Origin of the sequence: Sulfitobacter sp. PM12, assembly GCF_045586035.1 — a bacterium.
Lineage (GTDB): Bacteria > Pseudomonadota > Alphaproteobacteria > Rhodobacterales > Rhodobacteraceae > Sulfitobacter > Sulfitobacter pontiacus.
The window spans coordinates 768,001-783,025 of the sequence record NZ_CP151529.1 but is presented as its reverse complement, the minus strand read 5'-3'; the positions used below and the strand labels follow the sequence as shown (position 1 = coordinate 783,025).

The window sequence follows — 15,025 nt, the reverse complement described above, 5'->3', positions numbered from 1 at the left end:
GTCTCTCTTTTTGCAGATAGGCCCCCGAGGATCGGAGGCTGGGGATGAAAAGATAATTGGGGTTATTGCGCCGCCACCGTTTCGGGACGGGCGGACAGCGTTTCGATCTGGGTCGATGTCGTCGCTTCGGAAAAGCTGGCATCCGCCCCGTAAATGTCGCGCGCCACACCGGTGGTCAGCTGCGCGGGTGTGCCGTCAAACACGATCCGCCCCTGCCGCATGCCGATCACGCGGTCGCAATAGCGACGTGCGGTGTCCAGCGTGTGCAGGTTCGCGATCACCATGCGCCCGTCCTGTTCGTGGATATCCCGCAGCGCCTGCATCACCAGCTGTGCGTTCATCGGATCAAGCGAGGCAATCGGTTCATCGGCCAGAATAATCGTGGGGTCCTGCATCAGTGCGCGCGCAATGGCGACACGTTGCTGCTGCCCGCCCGACAGGGCCTCGGCGCGTTTGGGAGCGTGCTCGGCAATGCCCAGACGGTCCAGAATATCGATGGCGCGGATGATGTCGTCTTCGGGGTAGAGATTGAACATCGTCGCCAATGTCGACCGGCGGTTCAACGTGCCGTGCAGTACGTTCGACACCACATCCAAACGCGGCACCAGATTGAACTGCTGAAAGATCATCGCGCAATGGGATTGCCAATCGCGCTTCTCGGCCCCGCGCAGCTTGGTGATGTCGCGCCCGTTGACCAGAATCTCGCCCGAACTGGCAGGGGTCAGGCAATTCATCATCCGCAGCAGCGTCGACTTACCGGCACCGGAACTGCCAATGATGCCAATCATCATCGGGCGGTCGACGGAAAAGCTCGCTGCGTGAACGGCTGTATTCGCGCCAAATGTTTTTGTGACGGCTTGAAGCTGAAGCATTCGGTTCCCCTTTTTTCGGGGAACCTAGGGCGGCATTAATTCACATTCGTTTCAGCTTTATGAAAGTTTCACGACAGCGGAACCTTTCACGATCCTCGTCTATTTCAGGCCGGTAGAGCCGAATCCGCCGTCCCCGCGCGTGGTATCGGACAAGGCATCGACCTCGACACAGACGTATTGTTGAACCTGCGCAATAACAGCCTGTGCGATCCTATCCCCGTGCCGGATAACGAAAGGCGCATCCCCTACATAGTACAGCCCGACCATCACCACGCCGCGGTAATCCTCATCCACCGTGCCGGGCGCATTGGGAATCAGAAACCCGTGCTTCAACGCCAGGCCCGACCGTGGCCGAATCTGCATCTCTGTCCCGCGCGGCAACTCGACCGAGAACCCGATAGAGATCAGACTGATCTGCCCTTTTACAAATTCCATCGGCCCGTCTGGCAGAAAGGCCCGCAAATCCATACCCGCCGCCCCGGCAGTGGCATAGGACGGCAGCGGCAGATCATCATTGCCGCTGACCCGTTTGAATTTGATCTCGCTCATCATCCGCTCCACCGCACGCCCGCTTTCCAAATGGTTTTAAATCCTCGCCGAAGGCAAGAAAACTCTAGCGCAACGCCTCTGCAATGCGTGCGGCCAACTGCTGTGCCACCTGATCCTTGCCCCTACGCGGCCAGCTTTCGGCACCCGCATCCGTGATCAGGGTCACAGCATTTTCCGCCCCGCCCATAATGCCTGTCGCCGGTGAGACATCATTCGCAACGATCCAGTCGCAGCCTTTGCGCAGCCGTTTCGCCGTGGCGTTTTCAACGACGTCATTCGTCTCGGCGGCAAAGCCCACGACCAGCTTGGGCCGCCGCGCCCCCGCCGCGCTGACGGTTTTCAGAATATCGGGATTTTCCGCAAAGCTCAGTACCGGCGGCCCGTCTTTCGATTTCTTGAGCTTTCGATCACTGGCGCTGGCCATGCGCCAATCCGCCACCGCCGCGGCAAAAACGCCTGCGTCGGCGGGCAAGGCGGCCTCTACCGCCTCCTGCATCTGCTGCGCCGTTTGCACGCGGATCACCTCTACCCCCTCCGGCGGGGGCACGTCGGCAGGGCCAGTGACAAAGATCACCTGAGCCCCCAACGCTGCCAGCGCGCGCGCGATCGCTGTGCCCTGCGCGCCCGAGGACCGGTTCGCGATATAGCGCACAGGATCAATCGGCTCATGCGTCGGGCCGGAGGTCACCAGAATACGTCGCCCCTTTAGCGGACCATCGGCCAGCTGCGCCTCGACCGCGGCGACGATCTCAAGCGGTTCGGACATGCGCCCGGGGCCGAATTCCCCGCAGGCCATATCGCCATCATTCGGGCCGACCACATGGATGCCATCACCGCGCAGGGTCGCAAGGTTGCGTTGCGTCGCGGGGTGGTCCCACATGCGCACGTTCATTGCCGGCGCCATCAGCACCGGCGTATCTGTCGCCAACAATAGGGTAGAGGCCAGATCATTCGCCACGCCGCTCGCCATCTTGGCCATCAGATCCCCCGTGGCAGGGGCCACCACAACCAGATCCGCGACACGGCTGAGCTGGATATGCCCCATCTCGGCCTCGTCGCCCAGATCGAACAAGTCGCGATAGAGCTTCTGCCCCGCCAACGCCGAAACGGACAAAGGCGTCACAAATTCTTCGCCCGCGCGGGTCAGCACGGGCGTCACAGTGGCCCCGCGTTCGCGCAGGCGACGGATCAGATCAAGGGATTTGAAAGCGGCAATGCCGCCCCCGATTATCAGCAGAATATGTTTCCCAGCCAGCATGATCGCCCCCGTCGTCGGTGTTCGTCCCGACCATAGGGGGGCGGTTCATTTTCCGCCAGCCCGTTCCTGCGGCAGAGCGGGCAGACCGCGGGATCATATCAGGGAGCTCACATCAGGAAGTGGCGCACCTCGGAGGATTGTGTCTCAAGCGTTTTGCGCATCTTGCCAAAGGCCGCGGCCTCTAGCTGGCGCACGCGTTCTTTCGACAGGCTCAGCTCGGCACCCAGACTTTCAAGCGTCCGCGGCTGATCGCGCAGCTTGCGTTCGCGCACAATGAATTGTTCGCGTTCGTTCAGGGCCTGCATCGCCGACAACAGCCAGCTGCGCAGTGTCAGCGTGTCGTGGCTTTCCTCGACACGTTCGGCGGCCTGCGCACTGTCGTCGACCAGCGCGTCGATCCACTCGCGACCCTCATCCTCTGCCGATTGCGTCGCGTTCAACGAAAAGTCAGAGCCGGACAAGCGCCCCTCCATCATCTCGACGTCATGCATCGGCACGCCAATCTCGGTAGAGATCATCTGACGCAGCTGATGCTTGTCCAGGGTCTCGCCCGCGGCCTGGGCCTCGCGCTCGAGACGTGCCTGTACACGGCGCATGTTGAAGAACAGCGATTTCTGAGAGGACGTAGAGCCGGTGCGCACCATCGACCAGTTGCGCATGACGTGGTCCTGAATGCTCGCCTTGATCCACCAGACGGCATAGGTAGAAAAGCGCACCCCGCGGTCGGGGTCGAACTTGTCGGCAGCTTTCATCAGGCCCAATCCGGCCTCCTGGATCAGATCGTTCATCGACGCGCCATAGCGCTTGAATTTACCCGCCATCGAGATAGCTAGACGCATGTAAGCTGTGATCAGCCGATGCAACGCTTCCTCGTCGCGTTCGTCCCGCCAGGCATAAGCAAGCTTCAGCTCTGTCTCCGCATCTAAAAGCTCTGCTTTCATTGCGGTGCGGGTCAAAGAAAATTCACGTGATTGCGCCAGCGTCATGATGTCCATCCCTACTATTGAGGCACATCTGTCTGCGCCTTTTCATCTAAACGCGGAAAACCGCCAGTTGGTTCACGCGGAATCGAAAAAGAATCGGCTTTTTTCCGCGCAGCTTGCTTTGACTTTGTGACAATGACGCTAAATAAATCGCAAACCACTGGGCGAATAAGGCGCGCTGATCATGACTATCTGGCATTGGGTGCGCCACGGCCCGACCCACGAGAAAAACTTTGTCGGCTGGCGCGATGTCCCTGCCGATCTGTCCGATGTCGCACAGCTCGGTCGGCTCAACGCGCATCTTCCGCAGAGGGCCGTGATGGTATCTTCGGACCTCATCCGCGCGTCTGCCACCGCCGATACGCTGGCCTCTGCCAGCCGCCTGCGCCTGCCCCATGACCGCGACCTACGCGAGCTTGATTTCGGGCTGTGGGACGGCATGCACGCCCGCGATGTATCGCAAAGCCACCCCGAGCTCAGCCGCGCCTATTGGACCACCCCGGGTGACATCGCCGCCCCCGAAGGCGAAAGCTGGAACGACGCGGCCCGCCGGATCAACGCCGCCGTTGACCGGATCACACAGGCCCATCCGAACACAGATATCATCGCCGTAGCGCATTTCGGCGTGATCCTGACACAGGTCCAACGCGCGCTTGGTGTGGATGCCCATGCCGCGATGGCCCATAAGATCGACAACCTGTCGGTCACGGATATACACATCACCCCGCAGGGGTGGGACATCGGCACGATCAACCATCAGGTCTGACGGCCCCGCCCCTACCTTCATTTTGCCAATTAAACTCAAATCCCGCGCTTTCCACGCCCGTTAACGCTTATTAAACACCCCCGCCCTACCCCTGAGGTATCGCAAGTCATCAGGGGTAGAATGGTCGCACGGGCATATACGGTCGCATTCCAGGGCATCGACGCGCGCATCGTCGAGGTGCAGTGCGCGCTCTCCGCTGGCATGCCCGCCTTTTCAATCGTGGGCCTGCCCGACAAAGCGGTGTCGGAAGCGCGCGAAAGGGTTCGTGCCGCGCTTGGTGCGATGGCCATCGCCCTGCCTAGCAAACGGATCACGATCAACCTCAGCCCTGCCGACCTGCCCAAAGAAGGCAGCCATTTCGACCTGCCGATCGCGCTGGCCCTGCTGGGGGCGATCGATATCCTGCCGAATGATGTCATCCAAAGCACCGTCGCCTTGGGCGAACTGTCTCTGGACGGGAGCCTGATCCCCGTGATCGGCGCGCTGCCTGCGGCGATGGCTGCGGCGGAAAACGGGCGTAGCCTGCTGTGCCCCGCTGCCTCTGGTGCCGAAGCGGCTTGGGTCGGCAATGCGCAGGTGATCGCGGCCCCCAGCCTCGGTGCGGTGGTGCGGCATTATACCGGCCAAACCCCGCTGCCCCCTGCCACACCGGGCGAAGTCTCGCAAAGCCCCAGCCAGCATGACCTGCGTGATGTCAAAGGTCAGGAACGCGCCAAACGCGCCTTGGAAATCGCGGCCGCGGGACGTCATCACCTGATGTTTGTCGGCACGCCCGGCTCGGGTAAATCCATGCTGGCGGCGCGTTTGCCCTCCATCCTCCCCCCGCTGACCCCACAAGAGGCGCTCAGCACCTCTATGATCCACTCGCTTGCCGGGCTTCTGGATGACGGCGGCATCTCTCGTCTGCGCCCGTTCCGCGAACCGCACCACACGGCGTCTATGGCGGCGATCATTGGCGGCGGGCGGCTGGCCAAACCGGGAGAGGTCAGCCTTGCCCATAACGGCGTGCTGTTCATGGATGAATTCCCCGAATTCCCGCGCACCGTGCTCGAAACCCTGCGCCAACCCGTTGAAACGGGCGAGGTGATGATCGCCCGCGCCAATGCACATGTGAAATACCCGTGCAAATTCATGCTTGTCGCCGCAGCCAACCCCTGCAAGTGCGGCTATCTCAGCGATCCGTCCCGCGCATGCAGCAAAGCCCCCGCTTGCGGAGAGGATTATATGAATCGCGTCTCGGGCCCGCTGCGCGACCGCTTCGACCTGCGAATAGATGTGCCGCCCGTGGGCTATACCGACCTCGACCTGCCCCCCAGTGCGGAAGGCTCGGCGGAAGTCGCCCAAAGGGTGCAAGCCGCGCGCCGCCGCCAGCACGACCGCTTTGCCGACCATCCCACAGCAGCCCTGAACGCAGATGCCGAAGGGAACCTGCTGGAACAGATCGCCGCCCCGGATACGGAGGCGCGACAGCTGCTGTCCCGCGCGGCAGAGCGGTTTCACCTATCGGCACGTGGGTATCACAGGGTATTGCGTGTGGCGCGCACCATCGCGGATCTGGACGGGGCTGGCGACGTGCGCAAACCGCATCTGGCCGAAGCGCTCAGCTTTCGGTTGCCGTCGGTGGCACTTGCGTGATCCAGGCCGCCAATGCGTCCAACGTGACCCGCGCTTCGGGCAGGGTATTGTGGAAGATCGGCCAGACGTGGGGCAGGTCATGCTCCTCTTCCAACGACGCGCTAACACCTTGATCCCGCAAATGCGCTGCCATCCGGCGCGCGTCATCGCGTAGAATCTCTGTGGAACCGACGGTGATCCAGACTGGCGGTGCCCCCGGATAGCTCGCAAGCAAGGGGCTTATATCGGGATCTCGGGGGTCGGCACCTGCCAGATACATCTCTGCCATAAGACCGGCCTGCGCGGCCGGCAATACGGCCTCTCGTGCCGCATTCTCGCGGAAGCTGGCCCCCTCGTGCAGAAAATCGGTCAGCGGTGAAAAGGCAAAAAGCGCGCGCGGCAGGGGTCGACTGCCTGCACAAAGCCGGCTAAGCAGATTGAACGCCAGCGCGCCACCTGCGCTATCGCCCCCGATAATGACATTCTGCGCCGACACACCGCTGTCGAGCAACGCCTGATAGGCCGTGGCGACATCTTCGATTGCGGCGGGAAACGGCGCTTCGGGGGCAAGACGGTAATAGGGCAATACCGCCGCAGCCCCCAGACGCTGCGCCAAGGCCCCCAGCATCGCCCCGTGGGTATCGGGGCTGCCGAACACAAAACCACCCCCATGAATGTAAAAGATCACCAGATCAGAGCGTGTTTGCGCAGGGGTCACCCGCAGAACATCGCCCGCGCCAACCAAGCGGCTGCGGGTGATCTGGGTGCCGCGCGGTGCCCGAAACAGCAGCCGCGCGGTTTTCGCAAAATCACGACGTATCTTGTGCACGTCGCGCGAGCGCGCCAGCTTGCGCTTCTCTACCAAACGTAAATAGCCGTTCAGCAGAGGGCGCAGCAGGCTCATGCGCGCTTACGCTCGATCGCTTCCCATATCTTGGCCGCGATATTGGTGCCGTCGAAGCGTTCCAGTTCTTGTATGCCCGTGGGGGAGGTCACGTTGATCTCTGTCAGATAGTCGCCAATGACATCGATGCCGACGAAAATCTGCCCTTTCTCGCGTAGCAACGGGCCGATGGCGGCGCAAATTTCAAGGTCACGCTCTGTCAGGCCGACCTTCTCGGGGCGGCCGCCCACATGCATGTTCGACCGGGTTTCCCCCTCTGCCGGGACGCGGTTGATGGCCCCGACGGCTTCGCCATCCACGAGAATCACCCGTTTATCGCCCTTGGACACAGCAGGCAGGAATTTCTGTACGATCAACGGCTCGCGCGAGAAACCGGTGAACAGTTCGTGCAAAGAGCTGAGGTTGCGATCATTCGTGTCCAGACGGAAGACACCCGCGCCCCCGTTCCCGTAAACCGGCTTGAGGATGACATCCTTATGTTTCGCCTTGAACGCTTTGATCGTGTCCAGATCACGGGCGATTGTGGTCGGCGGGGTCAGCTGCGGGAAATCGAGCACCAGCAGTTTTTCGGGGTAGTTCCGCACCCAGAACGGGTCATTCACCACCAGCGTTGTCTCTTTCAGACGGTCCAGCAAATGGGTCGAGGTGATGTAATGCATGTCGAACGGCGGATCCTGCCGCAGCCAGACCACGTCGAAATCCGCCAGATCAACCTCGCGTTCAGGCCCCAAGGTGGCGTGATCGCCCTGCACCCTCTGCACGGTCAGATTATGACCCCGCGCGGTTATGCGCCCCTCTTGATAGGCGAGGTGATCGGGGGTGTAGTAGAACAGCGCGTGCCCGCGCGCCTGTGCTTCCTCGGCCAGGCGAAAGCTGCTGTCCGCGTTGATGTTCACGTCCCCGATCGGGTCCATCTGAAAGGCGATTTTCATAAGGGGTCTCCCTGTTGTTCCTTTCTAGATGGCGCAGCAGGGCGTGGGGTGCAATGGGTCAGTCGTGCCCGAAGGCGTTTTCAAGGATCCGCAGGTCACCGGTCTGATCGACCAACGCCACGTCAAACCGCACATCCGTCAGCGCGCCCTTGGGTTCGCCGCCAATGAATTCTTCGGCGGATCGATAGATACGGCGCATCTGTTTCCGGTTCAAACGCTGCAGGGCGCTGTCATGGCTTTTGCTTTTCTTCACTTCGACAAAGACGATCCCGTCGCCGTCTCGCATGATCAGATCAATTTCGCCCGCCTTACCGCGCCACCGTTCATGTGCCAGATCAAAGCCGCGGCGGCGGTAGTCATCCGAAACCTGCAGTTCAGCCGCACGACCTGCGTGGTAGGAAACAGCCCCTTGAACGGATTTCGCCAATGTCGTCAGTGTGTCGGTCATCTTAGGTTTCTTTCCCCAGTTCCAATGCCGCCTGATACACCTGTCGGCGCGGCACATCATATGCCTGCGCCACCATATCGACGGCATCGCGCATCGAATTCGTTTCCAATGCGTTCGCAAGGTCAGAGGTTAGATCACTTTCGCTAACAGCCGGTAAACGCCCGCGATCGATCAGCACAACAATCTCGCCCTTCGGGGCTTTACCGCTGTAGTGTTCGGTCAACTCATCCAGGGTACCGCGCTGAATTTCCTCGAACTTCTTGGTCAGCTCGCGACAGACAGCCGCGGAACGTTCCCCGCCCAGCGCCTGTGCGGCATCGCGCAGCATCGCCCCCACCCGCTTGGGTGATTCGTAGAAAGCCAGCGTGCCTTGCACCTCTTTCAACTTTTGCAGCGCCGTGAGCCGTGCGCCTTTCGCATTGGGCAGGAACCCTGCGAAAAAGAAGGCATCCGTCGGCAACCCTGCCAAAGCCAGCGCGGTCAGCACCGCCGAGGGGCCCGGGGCGCAGGTCAGCATGAGCCCTGCCTCGCCCACACCGCGGGACAGTTCAAACCCCGGATCCGCGATCAGCGGCATGCCAGCCTCAGAGGCATAGGCGACGGATTGCCCATCACGGATCGCGGTGACAAGCTTGTCCTGCACACCACTGCCCGAATGGTCGTGCAACGCCACAATCTGTCGCCCGTTGAGAGGCACCCCATGGATATCCATCAACTTACGCAGGCTCCGCGTGTCCTCCGCCGCCAGCACATCAGCCGAGGCCAGCACGTCGAGCGCCCGCAAGGTTATGTCGCGGGCAGAGCCGATCGGCACCCCGACAAAGTAAAGCCCCGCCGCAAGGGGAATCTTTTGGTAATTCAAGCTGGACCCGCCTTTCGCACCCTCTATGATCAGTGCATATGTCCCCGGGGCCATCGCCGCCGACCTGCCACCAATGGAGTGACACTGTTATGATCGCTGTTTTCAACATCCTTCGCAAGCCACTGCGGCTTTTGATCCTGCCACTGATTGCATTGGCGCTTGCCGCCTGTGAACCTGTGGCGATGACCAATATGAACGGGTCCAAGGGCCCCAAAGTCGACTCGAGCAAACCTATTCCGGTGGCCTTGCTGATCCCGCGTGGCGGTTCGGCGGCGGATAACCTGCTGGCGCAAGAACTTGAGAACGCCGCGCGTCTGGCGATCCGCGATCTGGGCGGCGTGCAGATTGACCTGCGGGTCTATGGTACGGGCGGCAATGCCGGCACTGCGGGCACCGCGGCGGCGCAGGCTGTCACCGACGGGGCTCAGATCATTCTGGGGCCGCTTTATGGCGAGGCCGCAAATGCGGCGGGCAACGCGGTTGCCGCGCAGGGCGTGAATGTCCTGTCCTTCTCGAACAACCCCAGCATCGCGGGCGGCAATGTCTTTGTGCTGGGTCAGAACTTTAACGACACCTCCAACCGTCTGGTCCGCTACGCCAAGAGCAACGGAAAAGACAAGATCCTCGTACTGCACGGTCAGGATCTGGCCGGCCAGCTGGGTCGCGATGCCATCCTCAAGGCGATTGCCGCAAACGGGGCGACCTCTGCCGGTACGGTTGATTACGCGCTGAGCCAAGAAGCCGTAATGTCTGCCGTGCCGCGCGTGAAAGCTGCCGTAGAAAGCAACGGGGCGAATGCGATCTTCCTGACAACATCCTCGGCCAGTGCCCTGCCGCTCTTCGCACAGATGCTGCCAGAGGCAGGGATCAGCGGTGCCACCACGCAATACATCGGTCTGACCCGCTGGGACATCCCGCCCCAAACGCTGGCCCTGCCCGGCGTGCAAGGTGGCTGGTTCGCCCTGCCCGATCCCGGTGCGACAACCGCATTTTCGCAGCGCTATGCCGCAGCCTATGGCGACACACCCGGCCCGATCGCTGGTCTGGCCTTTGACGGGATCGCAGCCGTGGGGGCCTTGGCGAAATCCGGCAAATCCGACGCGTTGTCCGCGGCACGTCTGACCCAGGGCGCGGGCTTCCGCGGGGCGAGCGGCGTGTTCCGCCTCAAGGCGGACGGCACCGCCGAACGCGGCCTTGCCATTGCCACGATCCGCAATCAGCAGGTCGTCATCATCAGCCCTGCCCCCCAAGCCTTTGGCGGGGCCGGTTTCTAAGGGACCGCCTTTTGTGAAACCCCTTGTTGCACCAGCAGAATCAGGTGAGGCCACCGCGCGTCACCTGATCAGCACCCCCAAACGCATCTTTGACGAAGCGGCTGTTTCCGCCGCGCTCAAGGACGTGCTGGACGGTTTGACCGATCCGGCAGAGATTCAGGCCGCCGCCGTCGCCGTCCTGCAAGACGCGCAAAAGAACGGGCGCGCCGAAATCGCCCGCGCCTTCGCGGCGTCACCCTTCAACGCGCGCCCCATGACGTCGGCCTATTGCTACCTCACCGATCAGCTTGTCCGCACGACCCTGCAGATCGCCGGACAACGGCTCCACCCGGTTGAAACGCTTGGCCCGAACGACCGGCTCGCCGTGATCGGCGTCGGCGGGTATGGCCGCGGAGAGATGGCCCCCTATTCTGATGTGGACCTACTGTTCCTCATCCCCCAAACGCCCAGCCAGCGCACTGAAAACCTGATCGAATCCATGCTCTACATGCTATGGGATCTCAAGTTGAAGGTCGGCCATTCCACCCGCACCATCCGCGACTGCGTGACCCTTGGCCGCGAGGATTTTACGATCCAGACCGCCCTGCTGGAACACCGCTTTATCGCCGCCGATGTGGCTTTGGCGCAGGATCTGGATGAAACGCTCAAGACTGATCTATTTGCAGGCACCGGTCGCAGCTTTATCGAAGCCAAACTGGAGGAACGCGACGCGCGGCACCGCAAGCAGGGTCTACGGTATGTTGTGGAACCCAATGTCAAAGAGGCCAAGGGCGGCTTGCGCGATCTGCAATCGTTGTTCTGGATCGCCAAACATATCTACAGCGTCGAACATGCCGCCGATCTTGTCGACCGCGGCGTGTTTCTAGAGGAAGAATTCAAGACCTTCGTCGCGGCCGAGAATTTTCTTTGGGCGGTACGCGGACACCTGCACCTCATTTCAGGACGCGCGACCGAACAGTTGACCTTTGACATGCAGGTCGCCGTGGCCGAGGCGATGGGATACCGTGACACGCGGGGCCGCCGCGGGGTCGAGGTGTTCATGCAGGCCTATTTCCGCCACGCCACCGAAGTGGGCGAGCTGACGCGCATCTTCCTCACCAAGCTCGAAGCCTTGCACGTCAAGGCGGAACCCCTGCTCGAACGTATCTTTCGCCGTCGCCCAAAGCTGCGCGACGGCTATGAGGTCGTGGGCGGGCGGCTGGCCGTCACCGATGGCAAGGCGTTTATCAGCGACAAGCTGAACCTACTGCGCATCTTCGAAGAGGCATTGCGCACCGGCATGTTGATCCATCCCGATGCGATGCGTCTGGTCAAAGCGAACCTCGCCCTGATCGACGACGACATGCGCAACACGCCCGAAGCGCGGCGGATCTTCCTTGATCTGATGCTGAAACACGGCAACCCCGAACGCGGCCTGCGCCGGATGAACGAACTGGGCGTGCTGTCGGCCTTCATCCCCGAGTTTGAGCCCATCGTGGCGATGATGCAGTTCAACATGTACCACAGCTATACGGTGGACGAGCATACGATCCAGTGCATCACAAACCTTGCCCTGATCGAGAAGGGCGAGCTGGAAGAAGACCTGCCCGTCGCCTCGTCGATCCTGCAACGTGGGGTGAACCGCAAGGTGCTATATGTGGCTCTATTGCTGCATGATATCGCCAAGGGCCGCCCCGAAGACCATTCGATCCTCGGGGCCCAAATGGCCCGCAAGATCGCGCCCCGTCTGGGCCTGAACAAGGCCGAGGTCGACACGGTCGAATGGCTGGTCCGCTACCACCTGCTGATGTCGGATATGGCGCAAAAACGCGATATTTCCGATCCGCGCACCGTGCGGGACTTTGCCAAGGCTGTGCAGACCGTCAAACGGCTTGATCTGCTGTGTGTGCTGACCGTCTGCGATATCCGCGGCGTCGGCCCGAACACATGGAACAACTGGAAAGCCGTGCTGATCCGCGGGCTCTACCGGCAAACCAAACGCGCGCTTGAGACCGGGCTCGAAGACCTCAACCGCGAGAACCGCGGCGCGGGGGCCAAAAAGGCCCTGCGTGCGGCCCTTGCCCATTGGCCGCGCAAGGATCTTCAGGCCGAAACCGCACGCCACTACCCGCCCTATTGGCAGGGGCTTCATACGGCCTCTCAGGTCGTATTCGCCGAACAGCTCCGCGATATTCAGGACGGTGAAATCCGCATTGACCTGCACCCTGACGATGACCGCGACGCCACCCGCGCCTGCTTTGTCATGGCTGACCACCCGGGCATCTTTGCACGGCTCGCCGGTGCGCTGGCGCTGGTCGGGGCCAATGTCGTCGATGCCCGCAGCTATACCACCAAGGACGGCTGGGTGACCGATGCGTTCTGGATCCAGGACGCCGAGGGCAACCCCTACGACGTCTCGCGCCTGCCACGGCTGCGGCAGATGATCTCCAAGACGCTCAAGGGTGAAATTCTGGCGCGCGACGCGCTGAAATCCCGCGACAAGGTGAAAAAGCGCGAGAAAGTGTTCAAGGTGCCCACGCATATCACCTTTGATAACGAAGGCTCCGAGATCTACACGATTATCGAGGTGGATACCCGCGACCGCCCCGGCCTGCTCTATGACCTCACGCGGTCGCTGTCTGAATCCAACGTCTATATCGCCAATGCGGTGATCGCGACCTATGGCGAACAGGTGGTCGATACCTTCTACGTCAAGGATATGTTCGGGTTGAAATACTATACCGAAAGCAAACAAAAGACGCTCGAGAAACGGTTGCGCGCGGCGATCATCGACGGTGTTGCGCGGGCGCAGGACTGACATCGGCGCTTTCGCGCGGGCATGACGGCTGTGTTCGCATTTCCCTGATTGCGCAGTGCGGCGCCAACGGCTAGGCCATTCGCACCGCAGTTACGGGGCAGCACCACCATGAAACCTATCCGCCTTATGTCCGGCTTCTTCACCGTCGGGATCTGGACCCTCCTCAGCAGGGTCATGGGGTTCGTGCGCGATGTGATGATCGCGGGCTACCTTGGCTCCGGCCCCGCAGCCGAAGCGTTTCTGGTCGCCTTTTCCCTGCCCAACATGTTCCGCCGCTTCTTTGCCGAGGGGGCGTTCAACATGGCCTTTGTGCCGATGTTCTCGAAAAAGCTCGAAAGCGGCGATGATCCGGAGAAGTTCGCGCAGGATGCTTTCGTCGGGATGGCGTTCATCCTGACGCTGTTCACCATCATCGGGATCGTCGCGATGCCGGGGCTGGTGCTGCTGATGGCCTCGGGCTTTGCGGGGGACGAACGGTTCGATCTAGCGGTCGAATACGGGCGGCTGGCCTTCCCCTATATCCTGTTCATCTCCCTCGCCGCACTTGTATCGGGCGTGCTGAACGCCACGGGCCGCTTCATGGCGGCGGCGGCAGCCCCTGTGGTGCTGAACGTCATCTTCATCCTCGCCGTCCTGATCGGGGCCGCCCTGGGCCGCGACGGATCAGAGGCGATCGGCATGGGCATCGACAAGGCCCTTGGCCTGCAGATCGGCGACACGCTGGCGCTGTCTGTCCCGCTGGCGGGGATCGCGCAACTGGCGCTGGTCTGGTGGGCCGCGAAACGCGCGGGCTTCACACTGACCTTCGGCCGTCGCCCCCGCCTGACGCCCGAGCTGAAACGCCTCGCCATCATCGCCGCCCCTGCGGCCCTGGCAGGCGGAGTTATGCAGATCAACCTACTGGTCGGCCGTCAGGTCGCCAGCTTCTACGAAGGGGCCGTGGCTTGGCTCAATTACGCAGACCGCCTCTACCAACTGCCCTTGGGCGTGGTGGGGATCGCGATTGGCGTGGTGCTGCTGCCCGACCTGTCACGACGGCTCAAGGCCGGAGACGAACAGGGATCGCACACCCAGATCAGCCGCGCCGCCGAGGTGTCGCTGGCGCTGACCATCCCTTCGGCGGTTGCGTTGATGGTGATCCCCTTCACGCTGGCCACGGTGCTGTTCCAACGCGGGGCCACAACCACAGATGACGCCGCGGCCATCGCCATTGCGGTGGCGATCTACGGGCTCGGCCTGCCGGCCTTCGTGCTGCAAAAGATCCTGCAACCGCTTTACTACGCGCGTGAAGACACCCGCCGCCCGTTCTACTTTGCAGTGGTGGCAATGGTGGTGAACGTGGTACTGGCCGTCGGCCTCAGCCCCGTGATCGGCTGGATAGCCCCTGCCATCGCAACGACACTGGCGGGATGGGCGATGTTTGCCTTGCTGGCCTATGGCGCACGTGGTTTCGGGCTTGCCGCGAAATTCGATGCGCGTTTTCACAAACGCATCTGGCGCATCATGGCGGCGGCGGCGGTCATGGGCGGCGCGCTCTGGATCGGCAACCTGGCCCTGCAACCCCTGCTCGCCGAACCCTGGTGGCGCGGGGTCGCCCTGGTGATCCTCATTGCCCTGGCGGCCGTCAGCTACTTCGGCACCGGCCAGCTCATCGGTGCGTTCAAACTGGCCGAATTCAAACGCGCCCTAAAACGCGGCTAACCCGACCCGCTTCCAAATGGCATTAAATCCCGGGGGTCAGGGGGCTTGGCCCCCTGCCTGTCCCG

13 protein-coding genes are annotated in these 15,025 nt (G+C 61.9%); 5 read left to right on the top strand and 8 right to left on the bottom strand.

Going from position 1 to position 15,025, the window contains the following annotated elements; translation table 11 throughout:
- Positions 1-62 precede the first annotated feature (62 nt).
- From phnC to AADW22_RS03725, 4 genes are all read right to left on the bottom strand, one after another.
- Positions 63-872 carry a phosphonate ABC transporter ATP-binding protein gene (phnC, locus tag AADW22_RS03740; RefSeq protein WP_005851291.1) on the bottom strand — a complete coding sequence of 270 codons (810 nt, stop codon included), beginning with the start codon at positions 870-872 and terminating at the stop codon, positions 63-65.
- Between the two features lie 99 nt (positions 873-971).
- Positions 972-1,421: a dUTP diphosphatase gene (dut, locus tag AADW22_RS03735; protein WP_037944894.1), complete on the bottom strand. Its 450-nt coding sequence runs from the start codon at positions 1,419-1,421 to the stop codon at positions 972-974.
- A gap of 64 nt (positions 1,422-1,485) precedes the next feature.
- Positions 1,486-2,679, bottom strand: coding sequence for a bifunctional phosphopantothenoylcysteine decarboxylase/phosphopantothenate--cysteine ligase CoaBC (gene coaBC, locus AADW22_RS03730; RefSeq protein WP_407474283.1), 1,194 nt, complete (start codon positions 2,677-2,679; stop codon positions 1,486-1,488).
- A 107-nt stretch (positions 2,680-2,786) separates the two neighbouring features.
- Positions 2,787-3,674: an RNA polymerase factor sigma-32 gene (locus tag AADW22_RS03725; protein WP_005851286.1), complete on the bottom strand. Its 888-nt coding sequence runs from the start codon at positions 3,672-3,674 to the stop codon at positions 2,787-2,789.
- A 172-nt stretch (positions 3,675-3,846) separates the two neighbouring features.
- Here AADW22_RS03725 and AADW22_RS03720 point away from each other — a divergent pair, with 172 nt between their 5' ends.
- Together AADW22_RS03720 and AADW22_RS03715 are read left to right on the top strand one after the other, a co-directional pair.
- Positions 3,847-4,428, top strand: a complete 582-nt coding sequence (locus tag AADW22_RS03720; protein ID WP_064216353.1) for a histidine phosphatase family protein — start codon at positions 3,847-3,849, stop codon at positions 4,426-4,428.
- A 120-nt stretch (positions 4,429-4,548) separates the two neighbouring features.
- A complete protein-coding gene (locus tag AADW22_RS03715; protein ID WP_304951266.1) occupies positions 4,549-6,063 on the top strand; it encodes a YifB family Mg chelatase-like AAA ATPase in 1,515 nt (504 codons plus the stop codon).
- Here AADW22_RS03715 and AADW22_RS03710 read toward each other — a convergent pair.
- Genes AADW22_RS03710 through rsmI form a run of 4 tightly spaced genes read right to left on the bottom strand, consistent with a single transcriptional unit; the run spans position 6,029 to position 9,188 of the window.
- A complete protein-coding gene (locus AADW22_RS03710; protein ID WP_304951263.1) occupies positions 6,029-6,946 on the bottom strand; it encodes an alpha/beta hydrolase in 918 nt (305 codons plus the stop codon). The two genes, AADW22_RS03715 and AADW22_RS03710, sit on opposite strands and share 35 nt — an antisense overlap.
- Positions 6,943-7,878, bottom strand: a complete 936-nt coding sequence (gshB, locus tag AADW22_RS03705) for a glutathione synthase (RefSeq protein WP_407474282.1) — start codon at positions 7,876-7,878, stop codon at positions 6,943-6,945. The genes AADW22_RS03710 and gshB overlap by 4 nt, the downstream gene beginning before the upstream one ends.
- 58 nt (positions 7,879-7,936) lie before the next feature.
- The gene (locus AADW22_RS03700; RefSeq protein WP_005851276.1) at positions 7,937-8,326 is read right to left on the bottom strand and encodes a YraN family protein; all 390 of its coding nucleotides are present in this window, start codon (positions 8,324-8,326) and stop codon (positions 7,937-7,939) included.
- Between the two features lies 1 nt (position 8,327).
- Complete coding sequence (gene rsmI / locus AADW22_RS03695; RefSeq protein ID WP_304951261.1) at positions 8,328-9,188, bottom strand: 16S rRNA (cytidine(1402)-2'-O)-methyltransferase; 861 nt, start codon at positions 9,186-9,188, stop codon at positions 8,328-8,330.
- Between the two features lie 89 nt (positions 9,189-9,277).
- On the opposite strand from rsmI, the gene AADW22_RS03690 reads away from it, so the two are divergent.
- From AADW22_RS03690 to murJ, 3 genes are all read left to right on the top strand, one after another.
- A complete protein-coding gene (locus tag AADW22_RS03690) occupies positions 9,278-10,462 on the top strand; it encodes a penicillin-binding protein activator (protein WP_064216349.1) in 1,185 nt (394 codons plus the stop codon).
- A gap of 13 nt (positions 10,463-10,475) precedes the next feature.
- Complete coding sequence (locus AADW22_RS03685; protein WP_037964853.1) at positions 10,476-13,259, top strand: [protein-PII] uridylyltransferase; 2,784 nt, start codon at positions 10,476-10,478, stop codon at positions 13,257-13,259.
- 108 nt (positions 13,260-13,367) lie between these two features.
- Complete coding sequence (gene murJ / locus AADW22_RS03680; protein WP_074636055.1) at positions 13,368-14,960, top strand: murein biosynthesis integral membrane protein MurJ; 1,593 nt, start codon at positions 13,368-13,370, stop codon at positions 14,958-14,960.
- Positions 14,961-15,025 lie beyond the last annotated feature (65 nt).